Source organism: Inquilinus sp., from assembly GCF_039594555.1.
Taxonomy (GTDB): domain Bacteria; phylum Pseudomonadota; class Alphaproteobacteria; order DSM-16000; family Inquilinaceae; genus Inquilinus.
In genome coordinates this window covers 1-26,631 of sequence record NZ_JBCNNF010000018.1, presented here as the reverse complement: position 1 = coordinate 26,631, position 26,631 = coordinate 1, and the positions used below count along the sequence as shown (strand labels likewise).

Sequence of the window (26,631 nt, the reverse complement as noted above, 5' to 3'; positions counted from 1 at the left end):
CCTCGGCCGGCGCTGCTAGGGTGCCGGTTCGAATCGGTTCCTGGAGCAGATCAGATGAAAGCCCGCATCACCTGGGTCGAAGGCCGCACCTTCGTCGGCGAATCCGGCAGCGGCCATGCCGTGGTCATGGACGGCGCGCCGGAAAGCGGCGGGCGCAACCTCGGCGTCCGGCCGATGGAGATGCTGCTGCTCGGTCTCGGCGGCTGCACCGCCTTCGACGTGGTGATGATCCTGGAGCGGGGGCGCGAGCCGGTGGCCGACTGCCGGGTCGAGGTCGAGGCCGAGCGCGCCGAGACCGACCCGAAGGTCTTCACCAAAATCCATCTGCGCTACATCGTCTCCGGCCGCGGCCTGGACCGCGCCAAGGTCGAGCGTGCCGTGGCGCTGTCGAAGGAGAAATACTGCTCGGCCTCGATCATGCTCGGCAAGGTGGCCGAGATCACCGCCGAGATCGAGGTGATCGAGACGGCGTGAGTCGGCTCAGGCGGCCGCCTTCACGGCCGCCAGCCCCACCGCGATCGCCGCGACGTCTTCCGGCCCGGCGCCGCCAGCCTTGAGGCAGGCGTCCAGCCGGGCCTCCAGCAGCGCTGCCGCCTGCGACAGCGCGGCGAAGCCCATGGTGCCGCCGGTGCCGTTCAGCCGGTGCACGACGAAGCGCAGCCCTTTCAGCGCCTCGCCGTCGCCGGCCCGCAGTGCCGCCAGCAAGGCGTCGGCCTCGGCCAGCTTCTGCGGCAGCTCGGCCGCGAACTTGGCCCGCAGCCGGTCGAGATGCGCCTGCAGCGCGTCCTGGCTCACGATGCCGCGCCCTGGTCGCCGTGGCGAGCCCAGATGGCGCGGATTTCGTCGGACAGCGTCATCGGGTCGAACGGCTTGGAGATGACGTCGATGGCGCCGAGGGCGCGGTAGCGCGCCACCTCCTGCGGCTGCACCTTGGCGGTCATGAACACGGCCGGCGTGTCCGCCGTCCCCGGCAACTGGCGCAGCGCCGCCAGCGTCTCCGGCCCGTCCATGCCCGGCATCATGACGTCGAGCAGCAGCAGTTGTGGCGCGAAGCCGGGCGCCTGAGCCAGCGCCTCCTCACCCGAGGCGCAGGCGGCCAGGACGAAGCCGCCCACCGCCTCCAGCGCGAAGCCGGCGACCGATCGGATATCGGCATCATCCTCAACATAGAGGATGCGGGTCAGCGCCTCATCGGCCATAGCGGGGGGCCCCTTGCTTGTCCTGGATCAGGCCGTTGATCAGGTCGGTGATGGTCTGGTGCAACTGCTCGTTGTCGGTGCGGCTCTTGACCAGGGAGGCCGAGACCGCGCTGGCGTAGGAGGCGCTGGAATCCTGGGCCGAGAAGATCAGCACCGGCTCCCGCGGCGTGCGGGCGTTGATCGTCTCCAGGAGGTCTAGGCCGGAGCCGTCGGGCAGGCCGACATCGATGATGACCAGGTCGAAGCGCCGCTCCGCCAGCTTCTGGCGACCCTCCTGCAGCGACCGGGCGGGCACGATCTCGGCCTCGTCGCGGATGATGGCGCCGACCACCTCGATCACGTCGTCATCATCCTCGACATGCAGGATGCAGGCGCGGCCGTTGCGGCTGCGCAAGCCGGCCTGGCGCAGCGCCGCGCGCAGCCGCAGCTGCTCGATCGGCTTGTCCAGCCAGTCGACGATGTTGACGGCGTCGCCGTTCAGCTCGCGCTTGCCGTCCTGGGCGGTGGCGGAGACGACGACGATCGGCAGGCCTGCCGTGGCCGGGTCGGTCCGCAGCTGCCGGATCAGCGTGATGCCGTCCATGCCCGGCAGCAGCAGATCGACGGTCATCGCGTCGTACTGGCCGGTGCGCGCCTTCTCCAGCGCCGTCTCGGCGTCGCGGGCGTAGTCAACCCGCCAGCCATCCTGCTCGATCATCAGGCCCAGCAGGGTGGCAACGTCGGCGTCATCCTCGCAGATCAGCACCTGACGCCGGGCATCGCCGGGCATGGCGACCGTCTCCGGCGCCTCGGCCAGCAGCGGCAGGGTGAACCAGAAGCAGGTGCCGCCGCCTTCCGCGGGCTCGAAGCCGATGCGGCCGCCATGGCGCTCGACGATGGCCTTGGCGATTGACAGGCCGAGGCCGGTGCCGCCCTTGCGGCGCACGTCGCTGGCGTCGGCCTGGGCGAAGCGCTGGAAGATCCGGCTGCGGAACTCCTCCGGGATGCCGGCGCCGCGGTCGCGCACGCTGACCCGGGCCTGGCGGCCGACTGTTTCCACCGCCACCTCGATGGTGCTGCCGGCCGGCGAGAACTTGGCGGCGTTGGACAGCAGGTTGGTCAGCACCTGGATCAGCCGGTCGGCGTCGCCCTGCACCGGCAGCGGCGCCTCCGGGCGGGCCGCGATCCGGTATTCGACCTCGTGCTGCGCGGCATAGGCGTGGTTGGCTTCGACCGCCTGTTCGACCAGCGTCGCCGCGTCGAGCCGGTCGTGCCGGAACTCCATGCGGCCGGATTCGATCTTCTCGATGTCCAGGATGTCGTTGACCAGCCCGACCAGCCGCTCGCTGTTCTTGTGTGCGATCTCCAGCAGCGACCTGGCCTTGTCGGGCAGCGCGCCCGCCGCCCCGGCCACGATCAGGCCCAGCGAGCCGCGGATCGAGGTCAGCGGCGTGCGCAGCTCGTGGCTCACTGTCGACACGAACTCGTTCTTCAGCTGGTCCAGCCGGTGCCGCTCGGTCATATCGCGCAGGATGCAGACCGAGGCGCTGCGGCCATCTCGCTCGAACACGCCGGTCGAGATCTCGGCCGGGAAGCTGCTGCCGTCGCGCCGGGTCACCGTGATCTCTCCGGCCGGCTGGGCGCCGCCGGCCAGGGCGGGCACCAGCTCGGAGATGTCGGTTCCGACAAGTTCGCCGCCCGCCACGCCGAACGCCTCGCCGCAGGCGCGGTTGGCCAGCTCGACCACCCCGTCCTGGCCGACCACCAGGATCGGGTCGCGGGCGCTGTCCAGCACCGCCTGCAGCTGCGCCTGGTTCTCGGCCAATGCCCGGGCGGCGGCATCGCTCTCCAGCTTTGCCCGCTCCAGCTCGCGATAGCGCTGCAGGTCGGTGCGCACCTGGCGGGACATCGCCCAGGCCGCGAGCAGCCCGCACAGCGCGGCCAGCGCGCCGATGCCGGCCAGCAGCCAGATGATCCGCTGCAGCGTCGCCTCGGTGGCGGCCTGGCGCTCCGCCAGCAGCGCCTTCTCGGCGCGGACCGCCTCGTCGATCTTGGCGCGGAAGGCCGGCGCCTGGTCGACGGCCTCCTTGACGATGGTGCCGGCGCCTGCCAGATCGCCGCGCCGGACCGCGGCGACGATCCGGTCATTGGTGATCAGGATCTGCTCGGCAATGGCCGCGGCATCGTCGAAGCGTCGGATCTGCGCCGGGTTGTCGGCGGTCAGGTTGCGCAGGTCCAGCAGCGTGTCGGTGGCCAGCCGAGCGCTGTCCTCCGCGACCGCGGCGTCCTGCTGGTTGCCCGTGATGACGAAGCTGCGGCTCAGCGCCTGGGCCCGGGCGATGTTCAGCCGGGCTTCGTAGATCGTGTTGATCACCAGATTGGTGTGGTCGACCCAGCCCTGCGTCCGGGCGTTGTCGGCCAGGAACTGCTTGCCCAGCCACCCCGCCGTGCCGAAGAACAGCAGGAAGCCCAGGATCGCGAGCAGGACGATCGAGCGAACCGAGCCCAGAAACTTCTCCATTCCCCACGCGCCTCCCGATCGTCCCCCGGCGGCTTGCGGCCCCCTGATCAGGTGATAGTCGAAACCGGCGTCGGTGTCGCCGTCGGGTGGAAGCTATAAATAATTATCCTAAAATTCTATCTAATTCTGGAGCGGGCATCACCCCGGACGATCCTGCTAGGCTGTCACTCCGGCTGGAGAGGACAGGCATGAGCGGCACGGCGGACCTAAGGACTAGAATCGACCAGGCGCTGGGCCATGCGCCCGCCGATCTGGTGATCAAGGGCGCGCGCACCCTCGACGTGGTCAGCGGCGCGCTGCTGGACGGCGACGTGGCGGTCTGCGGCGACCGCATCGTCGGCACCTGCGACGACTATAGCGGGGCGGTCGAGATCGACGGCCGCGGCAAGGTCGTGGTGCCCGGCTTCATCGACACCCATGTGCATTGCGAATCGACCCTGGTGACGCCGGCGGAGTTCGACCGTTGCGTGCTGCCGCGCGGCACCACCACCGCGATCTGCGACCCGCACGAGATCTGCAACGTGCTGGGCGAAGCAGGGCTACGCTATTTCCTCGACGGCGCGCTGGGCACGGCGATGGATCTGCGGGTCCAGCTCTCTTCCTGCGTGCCGGCGACGGAGCTCGAGACCGCCGGCGCCCGGCTCGACGCCGCCGAGCTGGTGCGGCATCGCGGCCATCCGAAGGTGATCGGCCTGGCCGAGTTCATGAACTTCCCCGGCCTGCTGGCCAAGGACGAGGCGGTGCTGGAGAAGCTGGCGGCCTTCCAGGACGGCCATATCGACGGCCATTCGCCGCTGCTGACCGGCAAGCCGCTCAACGCCTATCTCGCCTGCGGCATCCGCAACTGCCATGAGACGACGGGGCCGGAGGAGGCGCTGGAGAAGCTGCGCAAGGGCATGCAGATTCTGATCCGCGACGGGTCGGTCAGCAAGGATGTGCACGCTTTGGCACCGATCATCTCAGCCGAGACCTCGCCGCTGCTCGGCCTGTGCACCGATGACCGCAACCCGCTCGACATCGCCGAGGAGGGCCATCTCGATCATCTGATCCGGTCGGCGATCCGCCGTGGCGCGCCCACGGCCCATGTCTATCGCGCCGCCACCTGGTCGGCCGCCCAGGGTTTTGGCCTGCGCGACCGTGGCATTGTGGCGCCGGGACGCCGCGCCGACCTGGTGTTGCTGGACGATCTCGACAGCTGCGTCGTGTCGCAGGTGATCAGCGCCGGGCGTGTGGTCGGGCCGGGGATCTTCGACGGCCGCGCGGCACCGGCACCGGTCGGCCTCGGCTCGGTCAGGCTCGACCCGGTGGCGGTGGAGGATTTCCGTGCCCCGACCTCGGGCCCGACCGGCCCGGTGATTGGGCTGATCCCGGGCAAGATCATCACCGAGGCGCTGGTGGCGACGCTGCCCTGGCGCGACGGCTGCCGCCACCCGGACCCGGACCAGGACATCCTCAAGATCTGCGTCTTCGCCCGGCATGGAGTGAACCGCAACATCGGCCGCGCCTTCGTCCGCGGTTTCGGCTTCCGCGGCGGCGCGCTGGCCTCCTCGGTCGGGCATGACAGCCACAACATCTGCGTCGTCGGCGACAGCGACGCCGACATGGCCGCGGCGGTGAACCGGCTGATCGAGCTGCAGGGCGGCTTCGTCGCGGTTCGCAACGGGCAGGTCGCCGGCGAGATCGCCCTGCCCCTGGCCGGGCTGATGAGCCTGCAGCCCTTCGAGCGGGTGGCGGAGGATCTGCGGGCGCTGCGCCGAGCGGTGAAAGCGATGGGCTGCCCGCTGCCGGAGCCCTTCATCCAGCTCGCCTTCCTGCCGCTGCCGGTGATCCCGCACCTGAAGATCACCGATCGGGGCCTCGTGGATGTCGACCGGTTCGAGCTGATCGCGGCTTAGCCGTGATGCAGCGCCAGCCAGACCGTCGGCTCGTCCGCGGCGGTCCAGGCGACGCGGTGGCGGGCATGGGCGGGGATATGCACCCAGTCGCCGGGACGCAGGGTGCGGGGCTCCGCCTCGCCTTCGACCTCCAGCCCGGCGGAGCCGCGCAGCAGCACCACCCATTCCGCCCGATCCTGGTCGTACCAGAAGCCGGGCGGGCTGGCCTGACCGGTGGAGACGATGCGCTCCAGCGTGAAGCCGGCCTGCTCCAGCAGGGTCGAGAATTGCTCCTCCGCCGCGTCCGGCTGCAGCGCGTCGAACAGGTTGCCGGCCTTCACGGCAGCTTCAGCCGCGAAGCGGCGGCGGCATAGCCGCCGGCGGCGCCGTCGACGAAATGGACATGGTCGCTGCGCATCGCCGATGGCGTGTAACAGGTGACGATCGCCGCGTCCTGCCGGTGCAGGCCGAAGCGGGCGATGCCCGCCTGCTCGGCCGCCAGCAGCCGGGCCTCCAGCCGGTCCGCCAGCGCCGGAGTGCAGTCCAGCGTCATCCGCAGCCCGTCATCGTATTTGCGGAAATCGGCATTGGCCACCAGCTCGCCCAGATAGCGGTCGGGCCGGAACGGGCCGACCGGGATGCGGAAGCGCAGGATCGCCCAGGACGCCAGGCTCTTCAGCCCCACCAGCAGCTTGCGCGACAGCAGCGACTGGCCGGGCTGGCGGGACGCCCGGGCCTCCGCATCCAGGCCGGGCGGTGGCCAGCCCATGCCGCTGCGCAGGTCGGCCAGGGGATGCCGGGCCTCGCTCTCCCGCCCGGTCATGCGCAGGATGTCGCCGACCAGCTCCTGGAACGCAGCCTCGCTCTCGGCCACGGCCGGGGTGGCGATCAGCGACAGGATCACGCCGTGCCGGGCCGGGAACTCCTGCCAGCGGCAGAACAGTCCGGACAGGTCGGGCCGCGTGCCGGGCGGCGCCGGCTCCACCGCGAAGGCGCCGGCCTTCAGCTCCTGCCCGGCCCAGGCCAGACCGCCGCCCATGAACATGGCGTAGGTCACGTCCGGCGAAGGGGCGTAGCGGGCGATGCGCACATCCCAGCCGGCGGTGCGGATCGCCGACATCGGCACCAGGGCCACGCGCAGGGTCAGGCCCAGCTCGTCGCGCACCCATGCGGCTGTGGCGGCCAGGGCGGTGCGGGCGGTCTCGGCATCCGCCGCTGGCAGGGCGAAGCTGGCGCCGTCGCCGCCGAAGGCGAAGGGATAGTCGCGCTGGCCCAGGGCGTTGGACACGGCGGCGATCAGCGCCGCGCCGGCGATGTTGACGCTTTTGTACTTGCCGGCCCGGATCGCGGCGGTGGAGGCGACGACGTCGGACAGGCCGATCACCCAATCCTCCGGCAGCGGCCGGTACAGCGTGGCGTCGGTCAGCCTGGCGAAGCCGTCGAACACCGGCACCTGCGGATAGAAGTCGTCGATCGGTTCGCCCATGCCGCCATTCTCGCCGATCGGCGAAGGAGGGGGAAGGCGGCTCTGGGAATCGATGGGTATTGATGATATCTTAGCTAATCGGGCTAAGGAGATATACCGTGATCCGGGTCAACATGCATGAGGCCAAGAGCAACCTGTCGTCGCTGGCGGAAAAGGCACGTGCCGGCGAGCAGGTGGTGATCGCGCGGGCCGGCGAGCCCTGGGTCGAGCTGGTGCCCTATGCCGGAGCGCGGCGCCAGCCCGGCGGCTATGAGGGGCGGATCGTCATCGGCCCCGATTTCGACGCGGTAGACATAGAGATCGCGGACCTCTTTGAGGGCGGCTGATGCGGTCGGTTCTGCTCGACACCCATGCCTTCCTGTGGTGGTTGACCGACGATTCCGCACTCGGCCCCGCCGCGCGCGAGGTGATCGGGGAACCTCGGAACCGGATCTTCGTCAGCGCGGCGACGACCTGGGAGATTGCGATCAAGCGTCAGATCGGAAAGCTGACGGCACCGGTGGATATCGAGGCTGCGGTGGAAGAGAAGGGGTTTGCGAAGCTGCCGATCTCGCTGTTTCACGGCCAGCAGGCCGGGAGCCTGCCGCCGCATCATCGCGATCCGTTCGACCGCATGCTGATCGCCCAGGCACAGGCCGAGGGGCTGGAACTGATGACGATCGACCCGGTGTTCCGGCAGTACGGGGTGCGGCTGATCGAGGCCCACCGCTGACCGACTCGGATGATGGCTCCATGCAGCAGTTCCTCCACACCCTCCAGGTCGCCACCCGCGGCAAGGGCTTGGTCGAGATCACGGCGGAGATCCGGCGCTGGGTCGAGGCGCAGCGGATCGGCACCGGCCTGCTGACCGTATTCTGCCGCCACACCTCGGCCTCGCTGCTGATCCAGGAGAATGCCGACCCGGATGTCCGGGCCGATCTCGAGGCCTATTTCGAGCGGATCGCGCCCGAGGGTGACGGCTACATCCACGATGCCGAGGGGCCGGACGACATGCCGGCCCATCTCCGCACCGCGCTGACCCAGGTGCAGCTGTCGATCCCGGTCGCGTCGGGCCGGCCGGTGCTCGGCACCTGGCAGGGGATCTACCTGTTCGAGCATCGCCGCCGGCCGCACCGGCGGGAGATCGTGCTGCACCTGCTGGGAGAGTAGCGCCGCCGTCCGCCGTCAGGGCGACCCCGGCGGCCGCATCTTCAGCAGCCCGAAGCTGGCCGACCCCGCCGATGGCGTCGCCAGCCCGAAGCCGCCGGAGATCGGGATGATCGACGGGCGGACGGAGACGCCGGCCTTGTATAGGCTCGTGCTCTCGATCACCAGCCGGTAGGTGCCGCCCATCGAGTCCCATCCGTAGGCGATGCCGGGATCCTGGTACAGCTCCGCGGCGCCATCGAAATCCGACAGATAGACCGGCGCGGTGGTCCTGAACGGCGTGAAGGGGCCGGCCTGGACCTGCGAGAACGGGATGCTCGGGATCTGTGGCGGCAGCGGGATGGTGCCCCCGAAGCCGTAGTAGAGGAACGTCGCCCCGACATCGTGCTTGGTGTCGACGATCTCGAAGGTGTAGTCGTCGGCCTGGGCGTAATACGAGGCCGATGCCCCGCCGAGCACGCGGATCTTGAACTCGGTCGACCGGCCGTCATCGGCCGGCGCCCGCGGCGGCCTGGTGGCGTAGACATAGATGCCCACGGCCCGCCACCAGCCGTAATTGTCCGCCTCGCCGTCGCTGCCGCTCTGGGTCTCGCCGAGGCCGCGGACGATCTGGAAGTTCACGTCGTCCAGGGCGTCGAGATAATCCCGGACCTTCTGGCAGCGCTGCTCCGACAGCCGCTGATTGTAGCCTTCACCGCCGCGATGGCTGGCATAGCCGATGATGTCGACCCAGGCGCCCTGCATGCTGCGCAGTAGCGGCCGCACCCGGCTGTCCAGGAAGTCCATATGCTCGCGCAGCATATAGGACCGGGCGGTCTCGAAGTTGCACAGCCGCGCCGCCAGCATCGCCCCGGTGCCGGCGATGGTGACGACGTTCTGTTGGTAGTCCTTGTCGGTGCCTGCCATGTCGCGACGGATGTCATCGCCGGGCCGGGCCCGGATCGGCTGGCAGGATGTGCGGCCAGGCCCAGGAAGGAAATCCCCGATTCTTGGGGGCTACCCGCGACGTCCCGGTGATCGCTACCCTTCGCGGCCGCCGACCGCCGCCACGAAGCGCTCGATCTCGGCCTCGCTGTTGTAGTAGTGCGGTGAGGCCCGCAGCATCGCGTCCAGGCCGCGGTCGGTCATGTCGAACATGGTCGAGCGGCGGCGGGTGACACTGGTGTTGATGCCGGCCGCGCGCAGCCGCTGGTGCAGTGTCTCGGCCGGCTCGCCCGCCTTGGTGAAGCTGACGATGGCCGACCGTTCGGCGCCCTTGTCGCGCACGGTGACGCCGGGCAGGGCCGACAGCCCGTCACGCAGCCGGTCCGCCAGGGTCCGGGCGCGGTCGCGGATGGCGTCGAGGCCGAGGGTAAGGGCGTAGTCCGCCGCCGCGGCCATGCCGATGATGCCGACGAAGTTGCGCTCGAAATTCTCGAAACGGCGGGCGTCCGGGCGCACCACATAGCGGTCGGGCGCCACCATCTCCGCCGCGTGGAGGTCGAGGAAGGGCGGGTCGATCCGCTCCAGCATCGACCGCCGCACATAGAGGAAGCCGACCGCGCGCGGCCCGCGCAGGAACTTGCGGGCGGTGGCCGACAGCATGTCGCAGCCGATCGCCTCGACATCGACCGGCATCTGGCCGACCGACTGGCAGGCGTCCAGCAGATAGGGAATGCTATGCGCGCGTGCGATCTTCCCGATCGCCGCCGCCGGATTGACCAACCCGCCATTGGTCGGGATGTGGCTGACCGCGATCAGCCGCGCCGGCCCGCGATCGGCGGCTGTCACCGCCCGCTCCAGCGCCGCGACGTCGAGCTGGCCGGACTCGTCATCGGGCACGACCTCGACCACCGCCCCGGTGCGCTGCGCCACCTGCAGGTAGGAGATGGTGTTGGAGGCGTATTCGGCCTTGGCGGTCAGAATCCGGTCGCCCCGCCGGAACGGCAGGCCGTAGAACACCATGTCCCAGGCGCGGGTGGCGTTCTCCATCATCGCGATCTCGTCGGGCTGCGCCCCGATCAGCCGGGCGATCGAGGCATAGGCACCCTCCAGAAGCGGCTCGGCCTCGGCCGCGGCCGCATAGCCGCCGATCTCCGCCTCCCGCCGCAGATGCGCCAGCATCGCCTCCAGCACCGGGGCGGGCGGCAGCGCCGAGCCGGCATTGTCGAGATGCAGCACCCGGGCGCAGCCCGGCGTGTCGGCGCGCAGCCGGTCGAGATCGAGCGTCATGGGGCCTTCGGCGGTCAGGTCAGGTGGAGCACCGAGCGCAACCCGAGGAAGGCCGGCAGCGGGTGGGTGACGAGATAGGTCGGGATGCCGGCGACGAAGCTGCGCATCCGGCCCTTGGCCTCGAAGCGCTGGCGGAACAGCGCGCCGTCGAACAGGTCGCCCATCTTCGGCACGATGCCCCCGGCGATGTAGACGCCGCCGCGCGACCCCAGCGTCAACGCCAGGTTGCCGGCGACGGTGCCGAGCATCGAGGCGAAGATGGACACAGCCTCGGCGCAATGCGGATCGCCGGTCTTGGCGCCCTCGGTGACGGCGGCGGCGTCGCGCTGCACCGGGTCGACCCCGTCCAGCTGCGCCAGCGTCTCGTAGAGATTGACCAGCCCCATGCCGGACAGCACCCGCTCGGCCGACACATGCTGGTGGCGGTGGCGCAGCCGGTCCAGCACCGCGGCCTCGCGCTCGGTCGCCGCCGCCATGGTGACATGCCCGCCCTCGCCGGCCAGAGCCGACCAGCGCGCGCCGCTGGGCACGAGGCCGGAGACGCCGAGTCCGGTGCCGGGGCCGAGCACGCCGATCGGCGCGTTCGCCACCGGTTCGCCGCCGCCGATCGGCGTGCGGTCGCCCTCCTCCAGATAGGGCACGGCGAGGGCGACGGCGGTGAAATCGTTGATCACCTCCAGCCGGTCCAGCCCGAGATCCTTCTGGAGGGCCGAGATCGAGAACGACCAGGCGGCGTTGGTCAGGGTCACCTGGTCGCCGGTGACCGGGCTGGCCACGTCGATCGCCGCCTGCTTGGGCGGGGCCGTCGGCTTGACCATGCCGAGATAGGCATGGGCGGCGTCGGCCAGGGTCGGGTAATCCGCCCCGTGCAGGATCTTGGTGTCGCGCGTGCCCTTGGCGTCCGCCAGGGCGAAGCGGGCGTTGGTACCGCCGAGATCGGCGATGAGGGCGAGGGGCTCAGACATGGCAGGCCAACTGTGTCGGGAGGGCCATGCTTCCCTCATGCGGCGGCCGGGGGCAAGTCCGAAGCGTCGAGCCGCCGGCCGCGAGTCGCGGCGTCGAGTCGGCCCGGAAGGGATCCTCATTTGTGCGCCGCAGCACAAAAGAAGTGCTAAATGCACATATCTTAGGCACGTATGGGTTCTAAGTGACTGTTCCAAAAGAGGAATTCATTTTCCTCTTGATTTGTCGGGCGAACACCCTAAATTGTGCATTGCGACATGCAGCGATGCTGCTGTCGTAACGCACTTCTTGGGCGTTTCCTCCCTAAACTCGGGCCGCAGTTCGCTGCGGCCCTTTTTCTTTCCGGGCTTCCGAACGCGCCGCCGGGCTCCGCCTGGGCTGTCCGCGGATCGACGGAGCCGGCTTTCCGAGTCGCCCGGGCGAACAGCGAAACGGCCGGGTCGCCCCGGCCGTTCGCAGGCATGGATCCGCTGGCCCGCCGCGCGCGGGATCAGGCCCCGCTGCCGGCCTCGGCCTTGTCGTCGAACAGCGGCGTCGGCGCGGGCTGCGGCGCCGCGGCAGCAGCAGCCGGGGCCGTCGCGGCCGTGTCGCCACCCAGCGGCTGCAGCGTGCCGATCAGCTTGCCGCCGGTCTCGACCTGCAGCTCGCCATACTTGATGGTGCCGGTGACGACGCCGCTGGCGCGCAGGCGCAGCAGGCCGGAGACCGACAGGTCGCCCTCGAACCGGCCGGCGATGTCGCCGTCGCTGATCTCCGCCGACCCCTTGAACACGCCCTGCTCGGCGATCTCGATGGTCTGGCAGTCCTTGATCTTGGCCTCGATCCGGCCCTCGACCACCAGATGGTCGCAGGCGGTGATCTCGCCGGCCAGCGAGATCTCGCTGCCGACGATCAGCTTGCGCGGCGACTCGCGGCCGCCGGGCGCCGCCGCCGAGGAATCCGGCCGGCGCACGGCGCCGGCAGCGCCAGCCCCGGTCCCGGGCAGGTCGATCCGGCGCGGCAGATCGGTCTTGTAGCCGGTGGCCGGCTTGGGGGTGGACGACATGGGCTCTCCTTGAGGCGCGATCGGGGCGGTGGGCCGAACTACGGACGTGTCCGTGGTGGGGGAATAGCCTGGCCGCTCGTTGCCGCCATCCGATCCTCCGCCAGCGGGGTTGCGTCGACGAAACACGCGGGTGTCCCCCTGCTTGTTGTGGTTCCGGAGTCGATGCCCCATCGAAGGATGGGGCCGGGACTGTAGCTGGATGCTTGACCGCCGATCAACCCACGGCGGTCGGCCCCGTTCCCGGACAGGAACAATTCCGCCGTATTTCGGTCAAATGAATTATCCGGCAGCCCGCCCGGCCGGGGCGAGCCCGCCGACGGCACGGTGGAACACATGGGTCATGAAGGCGGCGCCCAGCACCGGCACCACCAGGTTGACCACCGGCACCAGCAGGATCGCCGCCAACACCAGCCCGGCGACGATGAAGCGGCCCTGGCGCTCGCGCCACAGCGCCCGCGCCGCCGCCGGCTCGACATGGCGGGCGGCCACCAGCTCGAAATATTCGCGGCCCAGCAGGTAGCCGTTGACCAGCCAGAACACCAGGACGTTGACGCCGGGCACGATCAGCACGATGCCGACGGCGACCAGGTTCACCGCCACCAGCAGCAGGAAGAAGCGGAGGCCGCCCCAGATCATCTCGCCGATCCGCTGCCGCCGCGGCGCCGGCAGGGTGGGGTAATGCCGGGCCTCGACCGCCTGGGCGACATCGTCGAGGAACAGGCTGGCTACCGCGCCGACGATGGCGGGGAACAGCAGGATGCCCAGCGCCAGCACGGCGACGCCGCCCAGCACGTCGATGGTGGTATCGACCCAGGACCAGTTGGCGATCTGCACGAAGGACAGGCCCCAGCCGGCCAGGCCCGGCAGGGTCAGCACCAGAAAGATGGTGGCGGCGAAGCTGACCCACAGCACGCGGCGGATCGCCGGGTCGGACGTCATCTGCTGCAGGGCGAGGCGGAAGGCGTTCGGCATCGGGGCTCGGCGGTTGAGGTCGCGGCCGTTCACCTGGGGCGGCGGGGCCGGCGGCGCAAGGGCCGCGCCTACTCGTCGTCGGTCAGCGGCCCGCCCTCGTTGGCGGTGGTGCGATAGCGAGGCAGGCCGTCGGCCAGGCGCAGCCAGGGCAGTTTCTCGCCGACATAGACATGGCCGCGCGGCGGCAGCGCGCCGGGGTCGTCCAGCGTCGTCACCAGCAGATGCACCTCGTCCGGCCAGCGCACGCCCTCATAGGCCAGCGGCGTGCCGCAGCGGCCGCAGAAGAAGCGCTCGGCGCCAGGCGAGGAGGCGAAGCGGCGCGGCGCCTCGCCGCTCCATGCCACCCGCGCGCGCTCGAAGCCGGCATAGGCGGAATAGGGCGCGCCGGTGGCCCGGCGGCAGTCGCGGCAATGACAGGCGGCGGCCCAGCGCGGCGGGCCCGACACCGCATAACGCACGGCGCCGCAGCCGCATCCGCCGGTCAGAGGCTTGGCGTTCTCCGTCATCGTTCCGGCCTCCCCAGTGATCGAGAGACTGGTTCTATATCCGGGCCGTCCGTGGCGTCTTTGCGGATCTTGCGGCGGGAGTCAGGCGGCCGTCGCCTGCTCCAGCACGTCCGGGCCGAAGATCCGGGCCAGAGCGGCGCGGCCATCCTCGGTCAGGGCCACGGCGCGGCTGTCGCGGTCGCGCCGGATCCAGCCCTGCTCGAGGAACCGGTCGGCGATGGCGGCGCCCAGCGCGCCGGCCAGATGCGGCCGCCGCTCGCTCCAGTCCTGGCACTGGCGGGTGACGGCGCGGCGCCCCTGGCGCAGCCGGTCGACATCGATGTCGAGCGTGGCCAGCCAGCCGGGCGCGGCGTCGGACAGGGCGAAACCATGGTCATCGGCCTGCAGCACGCCCCGCGCCACCAGCGCGTTGGTGATCGCGACGCCAAGCCGGCCGGCGAGATGGTCGTAGCACATGCGCCCGTCGCGCAGCGGCGCGGGCACCTTCGAGCGCGAGGCCGCGATGGCGGGCGGCGGCGAGGCCAGGGTCAGCATCGTCTCCAGCAGCGCCCCGATCTCAGCCCCTGCCAGGGCGTAGTAGCGGTGCCGGCCCAGCCGCCGGACGGTGACCAAGCCGGCTTCCGCCAGCTTGGCCAGGTGGCTCGAGGCGGTCTGCGGTGTGACCCGGGCGCGGAACGCCAGCTCGCCCGCCGGCAGCGCCTCCCCGCCGAACAGGGCCGACAGGATCAGCGCCCGGCTGGGATCACCGATCAGCGACGATAAGCTTGCGAGATCAAGACCTTCCTTCATATTTCGATGGTGATCGATTTGTCTTCGCTGGTCAAGAGCCGGCCGCGGATGTGGAGTGGGGCGACCGACACAGGAGACCGAGCATGATCGACATCTTCGCCATTCTCGACTATGTCCGCCGCCGCTGCCTGACGCCGGCGGCCCTGGCCGAAGCCGCTGGGCTGACCGGGGAGCGGCTGCGCGCGCTGATCGCCGCCCGCTGCCTGCCGGGCCCGACCTACATCCTCGACCCGTCTCTGACCGTGCGCAGCGCCATCCGGAGCGAGGTGCTGGCCCGGCCGGAGGAATGGTTCGGCGCCGCCGTGGCGCCCTGGGCCCGGCGGGCCGCGGACTCAACCCTGCCGTTGCCCGAGCTGGCGGCGCAGTTCCGGCATGACTTCGCCGCCGATTTCCGTCAGGCCCTGCTCGCCTCCGAAAGCCGCATCTTCGGCTGGACCGAGCTGTTCGATGCCGCCGGCGCGATCGATGAGGCCGCCTTCGCCGAGGCGCTCGACGAGATCTGGGAGGAGAACTGGCTGGGCGGCGCCTATGCCGTCTGCCTCCGCCGCTTCGACGGCCGGCACCTGGTGACCAAGCTGGTCGAGCGCAGCCGCATCCGCGCCTTGACGGAGGAGGGCACCAAGTCGGCCCTGACCCCGGCGGAGGCGGAGCAGGTGACGGCGGCGATGGCGCGGCTGGATGCCGTGCTGACCCCCTTCGCCCCGCATGAGCGGCCGCACGGCACGCCGGGGCTGTGGATCGACCGGATCGCCGAGCGCTACGGCTTGCCCCATCCCACGGCACCCGCACGAGACCCGGCTCCGGTTGACTCGGCGGCGGCCGCAGCCTAGAGGGTCTGAGGCCCCTTGCGGGTCGCACCCTTGGCCGCAATCAGCGAGACCCATGAGCGCCCGCTACGACGCCACCTGCATCGGCAACGCCATCGTCGATGTCATCACCAAGAACGACGAAGCCTTCATCACCACGCATGGCCTGGTGAAGGGGGCGATGACGCTGATCGACGCGGAGCGGGCCGAGGCGCTTTATGCCGCCATGGGGCCTGGGCTCGAGGCGTCGGGCGGCTCCGCCGGCAACACCGCGGCGGGGCTGGCCTCGCTGGGCGGCAAGGCGGCGTTCATCGGCAAGGTGACGGCAGATCAGCTCGGCGCCGTCTACCGCCACGACATCCGCGCCGTCGGCGTCGACTTCGACTCCCGCCCGCTCGATCCCGCGGTGCCGGGCACGCCGCCGACCGCGCGCAGCCTGATCATCGTCACGCCGGACGCCCAGCGGACGATGAACACCTATCTCGGCGCCTGCGTCGAGCTGACGCCCGACGATGTCGACGAGGCGGTGATCTCCGGCTCGCAGGTGACCTATCTCGAAGGCTATCTGTGGGACCGGCCGACGGCGAAGGAGGCCTTCATCAAGGCCGCCCAGGTGGCCCATGCCGCCGGCCGCAAGGTGTCGCTGACCCTGTCGGACAGCTTCTGCGTCGAACGGCACCGCGACAGCTTCCTGGGGCTGATCGACAGCCATGTCGACCTGCTCTTCGCCAATGAGGCGGAGATCAAGGCGCTGTATCAGGTGGACGATTTCGACGCCGCGGTCGCCGCGGTGCGCGGCCGCTGCGAGATCGCGGCGATCACCCGCAGCGAGAAGGGCTCGGTGATCGTGACCGAAGGCGAGACCGTCGTGGTCAAGGCGGCGCCGCTGGCCCAGCTGGTCGACACCACCGGCGCCGGCGACCTCTACGCCTCCGGCTTCCTCTACGGCTTCACCCGCGGTCTGGGCCTGGCCGAGAGCGGCCGCATCGGCAGCATCGCCGCCGCCGAGGTGATCAGCCATGTCGGCCCGCGCCCGCTGGTGCCGCTGCGCAGCCTGATCGGCTGAGCCGCTCGCCGCGTCTCCTTCTCAGTGTCATGCCCGGGCTTGACCCGGGCATCCAGGAATGCCGAGGCAGCTCCGGGTGGCCCTGGATTGCCGGGTCAAGCCCGGCAATGACAATGAGGGGAAGGTCCCCTCAGCTCCTACCGTCTAAACACCGCCACCGCTTCCAGATGCGGCGTCCACAGGAACTGGTCGACCGGCGTCGCTCGCTCCAGCTTGTAGCCGCCATCCACCAGGGTCCGGGCGTCGCGCGCCAGGCTGGACGGGTTGCAGGACACGGCGACCACCACCGGCACGGTGGAGGCGGCCAGCGCCTCGGCCTGGTCGCGGGCGCCGGCCCGCGGCGGGTCGAACACCACCGCGTCGAAGCCGCGCAGCTCCGCCGCCGTCAGCGGCTGGCGGAACAGGTCGCGCCGCTGCGCCGTGATCCGCTCGCCCCTTCCGCCGCGCCGGGCGGCCGCCGCCAGTGCCTCCACCGCCGGGCCCTCGCCATCGATCGCGGTCACCTGGGCGCCGCGCGCCATGGGCAGGGCGAAGGTGCCGGCGCCGCAGAACAGGTCGGCGATGCGCTTGGCCTGGCCGACGCCCTCGCGCACCAGCCGGGTCAGCGCCGCCTCGCCCTCGGCGCTGGCCTGCAGGAAGCCGCCGGGCGGCACCGCCACCGGCACCTCGTCGAAATGCACCACCCCGGCCCTGCGATGCGCCACCGGGTCGGTGAAGCCGTCGGCGCCGCGCCGGGAAAGGCGAGCCAAGTCCTGCGCCGCGGCGAACTCGGCCAGGCTCTCCCTTCGCGCCAAGTCCAGCCCGGTCTCGGCCACGATCACCAGGTCGATGCCGTCATCCAGCAGGGTGACGGCGACATCGGCGCCGCCATTCTCGGGCAGGATCCGGGCCAGCACCGCGCGCAGTGGCGGCAGCAGGGCCGTGATCTCCGGCCGCAGCACCACGCAGCCGGTCAGGTCGACGATGCGGCTGGATCCCGCCTCGTTGAAGCCCAGGAACACGCCGGCCCGGCCGCGCCGCGCCGCCAGGCTGGCGCGGCGGCGGCTGCGCGGCGGGGTTTCGACCAGGGGCGCGACTTCAGTCTCCAGCCCGTTGCGGGCCAAAGCGCCGGCCAGCAGGCCGTGCTTCCACTCGGTGTAGACCGGCGCCGCCAGATGCTGCACCTGGCAGCCGCCGCAGGGCCCGAAATGCGGGCAGGGCGGCTCGCGGTGATTCGGGCCGGGCTGCACCAGCTCGATGAACTCGCCGCGATAGGCCTGGCCCTCGGGCCGGCCCAGCCGCGCGCGCACCCGGTCGCCCGGCGCGGCGAAGGGCACGTAGACACGGTGCTCCTCGACCGTGCCGATGCCGTCGCCGCCGCCACCCAGGCGCTCGACCACCAGTTCGATTTCCCGCCGCGACCCGGGGGCCGCGGGCTTGCTCCGTCGCATCTGCCGCTTCATCGTGGCAGGCATGGCATGCGCGGCCCGGCCTTGCAAGGCGCGGGGTTGCATGCGCTCCGGGGGCAGGGCCATATCCCCTCCCATAGGGGGGCGGTCCTGCGGGACCGCGACGACGCGCAGGAGACGGTTTTGGATCTCGCCGCTGTGGTGGGCCGCGTGCGCGGCATGCTGTTCGAGCCCGACGCGACGCTGGCCGCCCATGGGGTCCCGGCCCCGAACTGGCGCATCGTGGTGCGCGAGCATGCGCTGCCGGTGCTGGTCCTGACCTCGATCGGCGCCTTCCTGCTGCTGGCGCTGCTGCTGTCGGTCTCCAACGTCCAGACGCCGATCGGCCTGCTGGTGCTGTTCCTGGCCGTCCGGGTGGCAGTCAACCTGGCGGGGCTGTTCATCATGGCGGCGGTGGTCCGTTTCTATGCCGGGATGTTCGGCGCCACCGCCAGCTTCGACGCCGCCTTCACCCTGGTGGCGTTGGCGATGACGCCGGTCTATGTCGCCGAGATGCTGGGGCCGGGCGTGCAGCTGCTGCTGTCCGGCCCGGCCGCGGTGCTGCTGGTGCTGCTGGCGATCGGCTATGCCCTGACGATCCTCTACCGCGGCACCGGCCTGGTGCTGCGCGTGCCGCAGGAGCAGCGCGGCGCCCATTTCGGCCTGACCTTGGTGACGCTGGTGGTGCTGATGATGCTGCTCGGGCTGCTGCTCGGCCCCTACATCCTGCCGATGCCGGCCTGATCATGTGCGGCCGGTTCGTCCAGAAGCTGCCGGCGGAGGAGCTGGTCGAGGTCTTCGGCGCCGAAGGCCCGGTGCCCAACATCCCGGCGCGCTACAACGCGGCGCCGACCCAGGACATCGCGGTGGTCCGGTTCAACCCCAAGGCCGGGCGGCGGTCGGTCGACCCGCTGCGCTGGGGCCTGGTGCCGAGCTGGGAGCCGGACTTGAAGGGCGGCGCCAAGCTGATCAACGCCCGGTCCGAGACCCTGGCCCAGAAGCGCAGCTTCGCCAAGGCGTTCCAGGCCCGGCGCTGTCTGGTCCCGGTCGACGGCTTCTACGAATGGGCGCCGGACCGCACGCCGCATTTCGTCCGCCGGCTGGATGGACGGCCGATGGTTTTCGCCGGGCTGTGGGAGGGGTGGAAGGACCCGCAATCCGAGGAGTGGGTGCGGACCTTCACCATCGTCACCGCCGGCGCGGTGGAGCGGCTGCGGCCGATCCACCACCGGATGCCGGTAATGCTGGCGCCGGAGCAGTGGCCGGCCTGGCTTGGCGAGACGCCGTCATCGCCGGCGCAGCTGCAGGCGCTGCTGGCGCCGCCGGCTGACCTTCCGGTGGAAGCCTATCCGGTCTCGACCAGGGTCAACGCCGTCCGCAACGACGACCCGACGCTGATGGACCGTGCGGTCGCCGGGCCTCAGGGGCCGGACATGAATGCCGACAGCTCGGCCGCCAGCTCGGGATCGGCGACCAGCCGCGGCACCTTGTTCTGACCCCCCAGCCGGCCGCGGGATTTCATCCAGGCGGCAAAGCGGCCGGGCGGCACGGCCACCACCTCCGGCGCGCCCATGCCGGTGCCGCCGGCGCGATGGGCTGCATAGTCGTCGTTCAGCGCCGACAGCCCTGCGTCGAGGATCGCGGCAAAGCGCGCGGTGGCAGCAGCGTCGGGCCGCTCGGCGAACTCCACGAACCAGCGGTGCCGGCCGACCGGCGTGGCTTCGTCCGGAAAGGCCGCCATGACCGCGAAATCCGCTATATCGGCGCCGATCGCGGCAGCGGCCTCGGCGATGGCGCGCTCCACCTCTTCCGCGATCAGGTGCTCGCCGAAGGCCGACAGGCCGTAGCTGGTGCGGCCGGTGATCAGGATGCGCGGCGGGTCGCGGCCGACCAGCCGCACCGTGTCGCCCAGCACATAGGCCCACAGGCCGGCGCAGGTGGTCAGGGCCAGCGCGTAGTTCACCCCAGGCTCGGCATCGGCGATCCAGTGCCGGGTGGGCCGGGGCGATCCCAGCTCCTCCACCGGCACGAACTCCAGGAACAGCCCCTGGTCGAGGCTCAGGCGCAGCCCGTTGCCGACCCCGCCGTCCTGCACCGCGATGAAGCCTTCGCTGGCGGCATAGGCCTCGCGGATCTCCGCCGCAGTGCCGGCGATCAGCCGCTCCAGCCGCGGGCGGTAGGGCGCCAGGGCGACGCCGCCCGGCACCAGCAGGTCGAGCGACGGATAGGGCGGGTCGGGCGCGTCGCCGCGGGCCCGGCGCAGCTCCCGCACCCGCTCAAAGAGCGGCAGCAGCCAGCTGGTGGTGCCCGAGACGCTGCGGACCGGCAGCTCCAGCGACCCGCGGGCGATGCGGTCCAGCTTCTCCTCCCAGTCGGTCAGCAGGGCCAGGTCCGGGCCGGGGAAGACGAAGGGCCGGGCCCAGGGCGGCAGGGTGCGGGCGGCGATGCCGCTCAGATCCCCGCTGAAGATGCCGGGGGCGTGCTCAGTCAGCGTCGTGCTGCCGCCCAGCATCAGGCTGCGGCCGCCGAACATCCGGCTGCCCGGCCGGGCGCCGAGATGCCAGGCGGCCAGATCGAAGGCGGCGCGGGTGTTGGACCGGCGCATCGCGTCGCTGACCGGCACATATTTGCTCGTGCCGCTGGTGGTGCCGGAGGACAGGGCGAAGAACCGGATCGGCCCGGGCCAGGACACATCTTGCAGCACCGGGAAGGCCGGCTGCCAGTAGTCGCGCCACATCTCCTCGTAGCGGCGCAGCGGCACGGCGGCCTGGAACGCCGCGACATCCGGAATGCGGTCGAAACCGTGGTCGCGGCCGAGGCGGGTGCCGGCGGCGCGGCGCAGCAGCCGCAGCAGCGTGCGGCGCTGGCTCTCCACCGGGTCCAGCCGCCGCAGCCGCCGGCGCCGCAGCGCCGCCGCCAGCCGGAAGCCCGGGGTGAAGTCCATCATCGCGGCGACAGGCGCGTCAGGGTCGGGAACTCCCGCGCCACCGTCTCCAGCCGCAGCGGCAGGCGGATCGACCGGCGCTCGCGCCACAGCGCGATCTGGTCGGTCAGCCCCTCGCTGCCCAGCCAGCCATCCTGGCCGCCGAACAGTGTGACCCAGCTGGCATCGAGATCGGACATGTCGGCCACGTGACGGGCCATCGAGCCGTAGCTGGCGTTGTGCCGACCGCGCACCAGCCCATGCGCCGTCTTCATCGGCGTCTCGCGCGACCCGCCGGTCGGGTAGTCGCCGAACACGAAGAAGCGGCCCAGCACCGGCAGGTTGGCTAGGACATGCGCCACCCGCATCCGGTGCATCTCGCCCCAGCTCGCGATCGGCGCCGCGTCGATCGCGGCCAGCCCGACCGCCTCGGCCAGCACCTGCCGCCGCCGCTCCGGCGCCAGCGCCGCCAGGTCGTCGGCCAGGAAGGCGGTGATGGCGTTCCACTGCGCCATCAGCCGCGGCATGGCGTCGATGGTCTCGGCACCATAGACCCTCGGCACCAGATGGTGCAGCAGCGCCTCGAAGGCCGGGGGGCCGGCCGAGCCCGCAGAGTAGTCGCCGTCCCAGCCGGCCAGCCGGTCGAGGAAGGCGGCATGTTCGGCGCCGACACCCGCGTCCCGGATCGCGTCCACCAGATGCCGGGCCAAGGCGCCGGAATCCGGCGACACGGTATCGGCCTGCAGCGCCACCAGATCCTCCGGTGCCAGCCGGTCCTTGGCGCGCAGCAGGGCGTAGAGGCGCCGCACCCGTTCGTCGGCGGAGAAGAAGAAGCCGACCGGCAAGGCGGTGTCGGTCGGCCGGTTGTTGGCGGTGGCCAGCACCCCGTCCGGCGGGTCGGCGGTCCAGGGCAGGCCTCGGGCGTCGACCAGGCCGTGCCAGTGCGTCTCCGGGTCGCCGGCATCCAGCACCGGGTCGGCCGGCGGGAAGCGGGTGCGCACCGGCAGGGTCGCGGCCATGATCTGGCCGATCCGGCCGTCCGTCCCCGCCACCAGCATGTTCTGGGCCGAGACGCCGAAGCCGGCGAAGGCGGCGCGGAAATCCTCCGGCGTGGTGGCGCGGCTGGCGCGCAGCAGGGCGGTGACCTCGTCGGTCGCCTCATGCCCGATCCAGCGCAGCGCGATGGTATCGCCCGGCCGGCTGCGCGCCACCTTGGCGTCGCTGACGATCGGGCCGAAGCGGGTCCGCCTGACCTTGCGCCGCGCCGGTCGCCAGAACCGGGTGCGGATCACCGTCTCGCGGGTCTCGATCTCCGCCTCGGGCAGCTTGCCGACATCGTACAGGTCGCTCGACGCCGCCCGCATATTGGTGCCGCCCCAGGCCAGATGCCGGCTGCGGCCGACGGCGACGAAGGGCAGGCCCGGCACCATCAGCCCGGCCATGTGATAGCCGGGCGACTGCATGCCGGCGACCAGCCAGAGGTTGGGCAGCGCCAGCGACAGATGCGGGTCGCTGGCGATCATCGCGCCGCCGGTGGCGCTGCGCGACGCGGCGACGGCGACGCTGTTGCTGCCGGTGCGGCCGGTCGCGGTCAGCAGCGTGGCCAGTGCCGCCTGCCGGCTGTCGGTGGTGAAGCTGGTGACGGCGTTGGCGCCGGCCTTCAGCGTGCGGGCCCAGGCCTCGGCGAAGCCGGGCGTGCCGCGCTCCCGCAGCAAGCCGAAATAGGCCACCCAGTTGATGTCGCTGCCGGCCAGCCGGCCGATCGACCACATGTCGCGCAGCGTGTAGGGCTCGTGCCGCAGCCTCAGCAGGGCGAATTCCGGCGGCGGCGCCTGCTCCAGCGCGTGATAGGCGTTGACGCCGGTGACGAAGGCCTCGGCGAAGGCGCGGCTGTCCGCCGGCATGCGGTCGATCACCGTGTCGGCGGCGTGGCCATAGTCCAGGATCCGCAGCGCATGGTCGATGTCGCGCGCCACCGGCCCGGCGAGCTCCGACAGCCGGCCCTGGGCCACCCGCTTCATCAGCGCGATCTGGCCGCCGCGCAGATGGGCGTGGACCAGCCCCAGCGCCACCGCCAGGTCGCCATCGGTCTCGGCCTCGACGAAGGGGATCTGGTGGCCGTTCCAGCGGATGTCGACCGCACGGGAGAGCGGCAGCCCGGTCGTCGGGAAGGCGGCCAGCCGCTCCGCCGCCGTCACCGGCCGCGGCGCTACAGCGCGCAGCGCCGGCACCAGCGGGGCCAGCGCCGTGATCAGCCGATGCAAAGCGGACATCAGCTGCGCTGGGCCAGCCCGAAGGCGGCCGACAGGAAGGCGGCCACGTCGCGGTCCGACCGCGCCCGCACCGCGTCGTCGCGGCCGATCAGGTACGGTTCGCCGCCGACGCAGTTGGCCAGGATCAGCTTGCGGGTGAAGGTACCGCCCATGGTAATGCCGAGATTGCCGTCATGCACCGTCAGGTCGCGCTCGACCTGAAAGTCGCAATCGTTCAGCAGCCGACCGATCGGCCGCGGCCCCGGGCGGCTGCCGTCCCACTGATGGACGGCGCCGGGATAGACGATCGTCCGCACCTGCGACCCGCCCTGGCGCAGCGTGGCCGCGGTGGCCTGGCAGCGGGCCGGGTCCATGATCGCGTCGCGGTCGCCCCAGGCCATCAGCACCGGGGCGCCGGTGGTGTGCGGATCCTCGAAGCCGATGATGCAGGGGCCGTAGAAGGCGACATGGGCGGCGAAGCGCGTGTCGCCCAGCTGGTACAGGGCGGCGAAGCGGTCGGCGATCGCGGCATTGGTGGCGACGATGCTGGCCATGGCGCCGTAGGAAAAGCCCCACACCGCCACCCGGCCGCCATCGATCTCCGGCCGCGCCTTCAGCCAGGCCAGGGTGGCATAGGCGTCGGCCAGGGCCATGGTCTCGGTGATCCGGATCACCCGGTCGGTGAAGCTGGTGGCGATGTCGCGGCGGGCGCCGAACACGTCGACCACGGCGGCGCCGATGCCCATTGCCGCCAGCTGCCGCGCATAGTGCGGCTCGCGGTTGTCGTCGACGCCGGCGGCACCGTGCAGCATCACCACGGCCGGGGCCTTGTGCGCGGCGTCGGCGCCGGCGGGCGGGTAGTAGGTGACATGCGCCGGGGTGGCCGGGGCGTCGGGCCCGATTTCGGACGGCACGAAGGGGCTGTGGCTCGGCACGGCCACGATCCGCCCGGCGGCGTCGCCGACCGCGGGCCAGGGATCGGTGAAGGCGGGTTCGGCCCGGGCCGCGGCCAGGCCGGCCAGCAGCAGCGCGGCCGCGAGGCCGGCGAGGTGCCGGGGGGCGGGAGCCGGGCGGTGCAGTGCCATCCGTCGGGTCCTCTCGTATCGGGCAGTCCGTTTCGATTGTAGCCGGCTTTGCCGCGGCGGCGACATCGGCGGTCCGGGCCATGGCGTCGCAGCCGCATAGCTGCCGATGTCCGAGCCCGGCGATCTTTTGTGGAACCTCCCAAATGGGGGATTTTCGGCCGTCCCGGCGCTGCTAGCGTCCCTCCCGCCGGCGGCGGAGGCCCCCGGCTCTGGCCAGGAGAGACGTGGTGACGCGACGCGAGATGCTGCCCGGCGCGACGGGCCGGCCCGAAGCTGCACGAGGCTGCCGATGACAACCCTGCCCGGCCGGGCCGGCAGCGTTGCCGGGTATTCCGACCACTCCGTCACCACGCAGCTGCCGCTGCGCCATGGGGGCGTGGTGGTCGAAAGCCGCATCCAGGCCCGCGGACTGTACCTGCCGCCGCCGCTTCGGCTGCCGCCGGATGCGCCGATGCCCCTCGCCTGGGCGCGACGCTTCGGCGACCGGGTGCACGTCTCCGGCCACGGCCCGCAGGCGCCGGACGGCAACCCGGCCGGTCCCTTCGGCAGGGTCGGGATCGAGGTATCGCCGGACGAGGCGCGGCAGGCGGCGCGGCTGGCCCTGCTCGCCGTGCTCGGCTCGCTGAAGCGCGAGATCGGGGATCTCGGCCGCATCGCCGCCTGGCTCAGGCTCGAGGGCTTCGTGCTGACCGCGGCTGGATTCGACCGCGCCACCACCGTGGTCACCGCCGCCTCCGAGCTGCTGGTGGACCTGTTCGGCCCCGAGACCGGCCGGCACGCGCGCACCGCCGTCGGCGTGACGGCCACGCCGCTCAACAGCCCCGTGGTGATCGCCGCGGAGGTGGCGCTGCGGGCGTGAGCCGGCCCTGGTCCAGGAGGGGCCCGATGGGGCTGGCGAAACCGAAGAAGAAGGACCGGCACGAGCTGATCCTGCGGCAGATCGCCGAGCATGCGTCGATCCGGATCTCGCTGCTGGCCGAGCAGCTCGGCGTCACCTGCGAGACGATCCGGCGCGACATCGCCGAGCTCAATGCCAGCGGCCTGCTCAGCCGGACCTATGGCGGGGCCACGGTGCGGCCGGTGACCAGCGAGGCGGCGCTGTCCGTCCGGCAGAATGTGCGGGTGGCCGAGCGGAACCTGATCGGCGGCACGGCCGCAGGGCTGGTGGCCGACGGCGCGGTGGTGATGATCGACGGAGGGTCGACCACCTGCCAGGTGGCACGGCACCTGGCGCAGCGGGCGCGGGACCTGACCATCATCACCAACTCGACCGCCATCGCGGCTGCCGCCGCGGCGAATTCCGGCTTCAGGGTCCGGCTGTGCCCGGGTCTCTATGACGGGTCGGAGGCGCTGGTCACCGGCGAGGAGACGATCGAGTACCTGGCCCGCTTCAACGCCCATCGCGCCATCATCGGGGCATCCGGGCTGGGCCAAAACGGCCCTTGTGACGTCAGCCCCGGCCAGGCGGCGGTGAAGCGCGCCATGCTGCGGCAGTCGGACCGGTCGATGCTGGTGGTGGATGCCAGCAAGTTCGGCGTCTCGGCGGTCGAGCGGGTCTGCGGCTTCGACGCGATCGACGATCTGGTGGTCGACCGGCCGTTGCCGGCCGAACTGGCGCGGATCGTCCAGGTGGCGGGCGCCCGCATCCATATCGGGCGGGACGCGGCCGACCCCGTGTGACCCGGCGTCCCGCGACCTCGCCAGTTCCCGCATCCCGATCGCCAGTGACGCTTTCTTGAAGTCTTCACGCACGATCCCGGCGCCGGAAACGGCATGGGACCCGCCCGGCTCCCGGCTTTTTCATCGCTTTTTTTGGATGGAGGGATTTTCACCTTACCTACCGCCGCGCGAGTGAAGATCCCGGGCCGACCTCCATTGCCCCGGCTTTCACGCTCGCCCATCCGGGCAAGGAAACTGAAGTCTTCGAGCGGTTTTGTCTCAGATATGTCTGGACGTGTGTGTGGAATGCGATATCTATGTCCAATCCATTCACAGGAGAGATTTGATGGGTGCGGACATCGCCGATGATTTGAAGCCGACTTCGTCAGATGACGTGCGCAAGCACACCGTTCAGATCGTGGCGGCCCATGTCTCGCACAACAGCGTCGCGCCGAACGATCTGCCGGCGCTGATCGAGCAGGTCTACGGCGCCCTGACCGGCCTCGGTAAGCCGGCCGTCGCGGCGCCGACCCGGCCGGAGCCGGCGGTGCCGGTGCGCAAGTCGGTGACGCCCGACTACATCGTCTGCCTCGAGGACGGCAAGAAGCTGAAGATGCTGAAGCGGCATCTCCAGGCCGCCTACAACATGAGCCCGGACGAGTACCGGGAGCGCTGGGGCCTGCCGGCCGACTATCCGATGGTCGCGCCAAACTATGCCAAGC

General features: G+C 71.3%; 28 protein-coding genes. 12 read left to right on the top strand and 16 right to left on the bottom strand.

What is annotated here, in order from left to right:
• Window positions 1-54: 54 nt before the first annotated feature.
• Window positions 55-474: an OsmC family protein gene (locus tag ABDW35_RS03520; RefSeq protein ID WP_343712463.1), complete on the top strand. Its 420-nt coding sequence runs from the start codon at window positions 55-57 to the stop codon at window positions 472-474.
• A gap of 6 nt (window positions 475-480) precedes the next feature.
• Here the strand turns inward: ABDW35_RS03520 and ABDW35_RS03515 are convergent, their stop codons facing one another.
• The 3 genes from ABDW35_RS03515 to ABDW35_RS03505 are packed head-to-tail and all read right to left on the bottom strand — an operon-like array spanning window position 481 to window position 3,699.
• Window positions 481-795, bottom strand: a complete 315-nt coding sequence (locus tag ABDW35_RS03515; protein ID WP_343712462.1) for an Hpt domain-containing protein — start codon at window positions 793-795, stop codon at window positions 481-483.
• Window positions 792-1,199: a response regulator gene (locus tag ABDW35_RS03510; protein ID WP_343712461.1), complete on the bottom strand. Its 408-nt coding sequence runs from the start codon at window positions 1,197-1,199 to the stop codon at window positions 792-794. Before ABDW35_RS03510 ends, ABDW35_RS03515 begins: the two co-directional genes overlap by 4 nt.
• The gene (locus ABDW35_RS03505; RefSeq protein ID WP_343712460.1) at window positions 1,189-3,699 is read right to left on the bottom strand and encodes a response regulator; all 2,511 of its coding nucleotides are present in this window, start codon (window positions 3,697-3,699) and stop codon (window positions 1,189-1,191) included. Before ABDW35_RS03505 ends, ABDW35_RS03510 begins: the two co-directional genes overlap by 11 nt.
• Window positions 3,700-3,887: 188 nt before the next feature.
• Between ABDW35_RS03505 and ade the strand changes: the two genes are divergently transcribed.
• On the top strand, window positions 3,888-5,594 hold the full coding sequence (gene ade, locus ABDW35_RS03500; RefSeq protein ID WP_343712459.1) for an adenine deaminase: 1,707 nt from the start codon (window positions 3,888-3,890) through the stop codon (window positions 5,592-5,594).
• Here ade and ABDW35_RS03495 read toward each other — a convergent pair.
• On the bottom strand, window positions 5,591-5,914 hold the full coding sequence (locus tag ABDW35_RS03495; protein WP_343712458.1) for a cupin domain-containing protein: 324 nt from the start codon (window positions 5,912-5,914) through the stop codon (window positions 5,591-5,593). The genes ade and ABDW35_RS03495 overlap by 4 nt on opposite strands.
• Complete coding sequence (locus ABDW35_RS03490; protein WP_343712457.1) at window positions 5,911-7,059, bottom strand: DUF3095 domain-containing protein; 1,149 nt, start codon at window positions 7,057-7,059, stop codon at window positions 5,911-5,913. Before ABDW35_RS03490 ends, ABDW35_RS03495 begins: the two co-directional genes overlap by 4 nt.
• A gap of 98 nt (window positions 7,060-7,157) precedes the next feature.
• Between ABDW35_RS03490 and ABDW35_RS03485 the strand changes: the two genes are divergently transcribed.
• The 3 genes from ABDW35_RS03485 to ABDW35_RS03475 are packed head-to-tail and all read left to right on the top strand — an operon-like array spanning window position 7,158 to window position 8,208.
• On the top strand, window positions 7,158-7,385 hold the full coding sequence (locus tag ABDW35_RS03485) for a type II toxin-antitoxin system prevent-host-death family antitoxin (protein ID WP_343712456.1): 228 nt from the start codon (window positions 7,158-7,160) through the stop codon (window positions 7,383-7,385).
• On the top strand, window positions 7,385-7,771 hold the full coding sequence (locus ABDW35_RS03480; RefSeq protein ID WP_343712455.1) for a type II toxin-antitoxin system VapC family toxin: 387 nt from the start codon (window positions 7,385-7,387) through the stop codon (window positions 7,769-7,771). The genes ABDW35_RS03485 and ABDW35_RS03480 overlap by 1 nt, the downstream gene beginning before the upstream one ends.
• A 20-nt stretch (window positions 7,772-7,791) precedes the next feature.
• Window positions 7,792-8,208: a secondary thiamine-phosphate synthase enzyme YjbQ gene (locus ABDW35_RS03475; RefSeq protein WP_343712454.1), complete on the top strand. Its 417-nt coding sequence runs from the start codon at window positions 7,792-7,794 to the stop codon at window positions 8,206-8,208.
• 15 nt (window positions 8,209-8,223) lie between these two features.
• On the opposite strand, the gene ABDW35_RS03470 is transcribed toward ABDW35_RS03475, so the two are convergent.
• The 7 genes from ABDW35_RS03470 to ABDW35_RS03440 all read right to left on the bottom strand — a co-directional run bounded on the left by ABDW35_RS03470 (window position 8,224) and on the right by ABDW35_RS03440 (window position 14,691).
• Window positions 8,224-9,111 carry an OmpA family protein gene (locus ABDW35_RS03470; RefSeq protein ID WP_343712453.1) on the bottom strand — a complete coding sequence of 296 codons (888 nt, stop codon included), beginning with the start codon at window positions 9,109-9,111 and terminating at the stop codon, window positions 8,224-8,226.
• A gap of 114 nt (window positions 9,112-9,225) precedes the next feature.
• Window positions 9,226-10,416, bottom strand: a complete 1,191-nt coding sequence (locus tag ABDW35_RS03465) for an aminotransferase class V-fold PLP-dependent enzyme (protein WP_343712452.1) — start codon at window positions 10,414-10,416, stop codon at window positions 9,226-9,228.
• Window positions 10,417-10,430: 14 nt separating this feature from the next.
• Window positions 10,431-11,381, bottom strand: coding sequence for a glucokinase (glk, locus tag ABDW35_RS03460; RefSeq protein WP_343712451.1), 951 nt, complete (start codon window positions 11,379-11,381; stop codon window positions 10,431-10,433).
• A 488-nt stretch (window positions 11,382-11,869) separates the two neighbouring features.
• The gene (locus tag ABDW35_RS03455; RefSeq protein WP_343712450.1) at window positions 11,870-12,424 is read right to left on the bottom strand and encodes a polymer-forming cytoskeletal protein; all 555 of its coding nucleotides are present in this window, start codon (window positions 12,422-12,424) and stop codon (window positions 11,870-11,872) included.
• A 279-nt stretch (window positions 12,425-12,703) separates the two neighbouring features.
• Complete coding sequence (locus tag ABDW35_RS03450) at window positions 12,704-13,396, bottom strand: EI24 domain-containing protein (RefSeq protein ID WP_343712449.1); 693 nt, start codon at window positions 13,394-13,396, stop codon at window positions 12,704-12,706.
• Between the two features lie 68 nt (window positions 13,397-13,464).
• Window positions 13,465-13,902 carry a GFA family protein gene (locus tag ABDW35_RS03445; RefSeq protein ID WP_343712448.1) on the bottom strand — a complete coding sequence of 146 codons (438 nt, stop codon included), beginning with the start codon at window positions 13,900-13,902 and terminating at the stop codon, window positions 13,465-13,467.
• An 81-nt stretch (window positions 13,903-13,983) separates the two neighbouring features.
• The gene (locus tag ABDW35_RS03440; protein ID WP_343712447.1) at window positions 13,984-14,691 is read right to left on the bottom strand and encodes a helix-turn-helix domain-containing protein; all 708 of its coding nucleotides are present in this window, start codon (window positions 14,689-14,691) and stop codon (window positions 13,984-13,986) included.
• A gap of 83 nt (window positions 14,692-14,774) precedes the next feature.
• On the opposite strand from ABDW35_RS03440, the gene ABDW35_RS03435 reads away from it, so the two are divergent.
• Both ABDW35_RS03435 and ABDW35_RS03430 read left to right on the top strand, forming a co-directional pair.
• The gene (locus tag ABDW35_RS03435) at window positions 14,775-15,521 is read left to right on the top strand and encodes a DUF6058 family natural product biosynthesis protein (RefSeq protein ID WP_343712446.1); all 747 of its coding nucleotides are present in this window, start codon (window positions 14,775-14,777) and stop codon (window positions 15,519-15,521) included.
• Window positions 15,522-15,573: 52 nt separating this feature from the next.
• Entirely contained in the window at window positions 15,574-16,563 is a 990-nt protein-coding gene (locus ABDW35_RS03430) for an adenosine kinase (protein WP_343712445.1), read from the top strand.
• A 137-nt stretch (window positions 16,564-16,700) separates the two neighbouring features.
• Here the strand turns inward: ABDW35_RS03430 and ABDW35_RS03425 are convergent, their stop codons facing one another.
• Window positions 16,701-17,993 carry a class I SAM-dependent RNA methyltransferase gene (locus ABDW35_RS03425; RefSeq protein ID WP_343712444.1) on the bottom strand — a complete coding sequence of 431 codons (1,293 nt, stop codon included), beginning with the start codon at window positions 17,991-17,993 and terminating at the stop codon, window positions 16,701-16,703.
• A 141-nt stretch (window positions 17,994-18,134) separates the two neighbouring features.
• Between ABDW35_RS03425 and ABDW35_RS03420 the strand changes: the two genes are divergently transcribed.
• Window positions 18,135-18,734 carry a YIP1 family protein gene (locus ABDW35_RS03420; protein WP_343712443.1) on the top strand — a complete coding sequence of 200 codons (600 nt, stop codon included), beginning with the start codon at window positions 18,135-18,137 and terminating at the stop codon, window positions 18,732-18,734.
• A gap of 2 nt (window positions 18,735-18,736) precedes the next feature.
• On the top strand, window positions 18,737-19,486 hold the full coding sequence (locus ABDW35_RS03415; RefSeq protein WP_343712442.1) for an SOS response-associated peptidase: 750 nt from the start codon (window positions 18,737-18,739) through the stop codon (window positions 19,484-19,486).
• On the opposite strand, the gene ABDW35_RS03410 is transcribed toward ABDW35_RS03415, so the two are convergent.
• Genes ABDW35_RS03410 through ABDW35_RS03400 form a run of 3 tightly spaced genes read right to left on the bottom strand, consistent with a single transcriptional unit; the run spans window position 19,411 to window position 24,250 of the window.
• Window positions 19,411-20,937 (bottom strand): GH3 auxin-responsive promoter family protein, encoded by a 1,527-nt coding sequence (locus ABDW35_RS03410; protein WP_343712441.1) that lies wholly within the window; start codon window positions 20,935-20,937, stop codon window positions 19,411-19,413. The two genes, ABDW35_RS03415 and ABDW35_RS03410, sit on opposite strands and share 76 nt — an antisense overlap.
• Window positions 20,934-23,186, bottom strand: coding sequence for a penicillin acylase family protein (locus ABDW35_RS03405; RefSeq protein WP_343712440.1), 2,253 nt, complete (start codon window positions 23,184-23,186; stop codon window positions 20,934-20,936). Before ABDW35_RS03405 ends, ABDW35_RS03410 begins: the two co-directional genes overlap by 4 nt.
• On the bottom strand, window positions 23,186-24,250 hold the full coding sequence (locus ABDW35_RS03400) for a dienelactone hydrolase family protein (RefSeq protein WP_343712439.1): 1,065 nt from the start codon (window positions 24,248-24,250) through the stop codon (window positions 23,186-23,188). The genes ABDW35_RS03405 and ABDW35_RS03400 overlap by 1 nt, the downstream gene beginning before the upstream one ends.
• A 289-nt stretch (window positions 24,251-24,539) precedes the next feature.
• Here ABDW35_RS03400 and ABDW35_RS03395 point away from each other — a divergent pair, with 289 nt between their 5' ends.
• From ABDW35_RS03395 to ABDW35_RS03385, 3 genes are all read left to right on the top strand, one after another.
• The gene (locus ABDW35_RS03395) at window positions 24,540-25,109 is read left to right on the top strand and encodes a RidA family protein (RefSeq protein WP_343712438.1); all 570 of its coding nucleotides are present in this window, start codon (window positions 24,540-24,542) and stop codon (window positions 25,107-25,109) included.
• 26 nt (window positions 25,110-25,135) lie between these two features.
• On the top strand, window positions 25,136-25,930 hold the full coding sequence (locus ABDW35_RS03390; RefSeq protein ID WP_343712437.1) for a DeoR/GlpR family DNA-binding transcription regulator: 795 nt from the start codon (window positions 25,136-25,138) through the stop codon (window positions 25,928-25,930).
• 325 nt (window positions 25,931-26,255) lie between these two features.
• Window positions 26,256-26,631: MucR family transcriptional regulator (locus ABDW35_RS03385; protein WP_343712436.1), on the top strand; the 376-nt coding region annotated here is incomplete at its 3' end.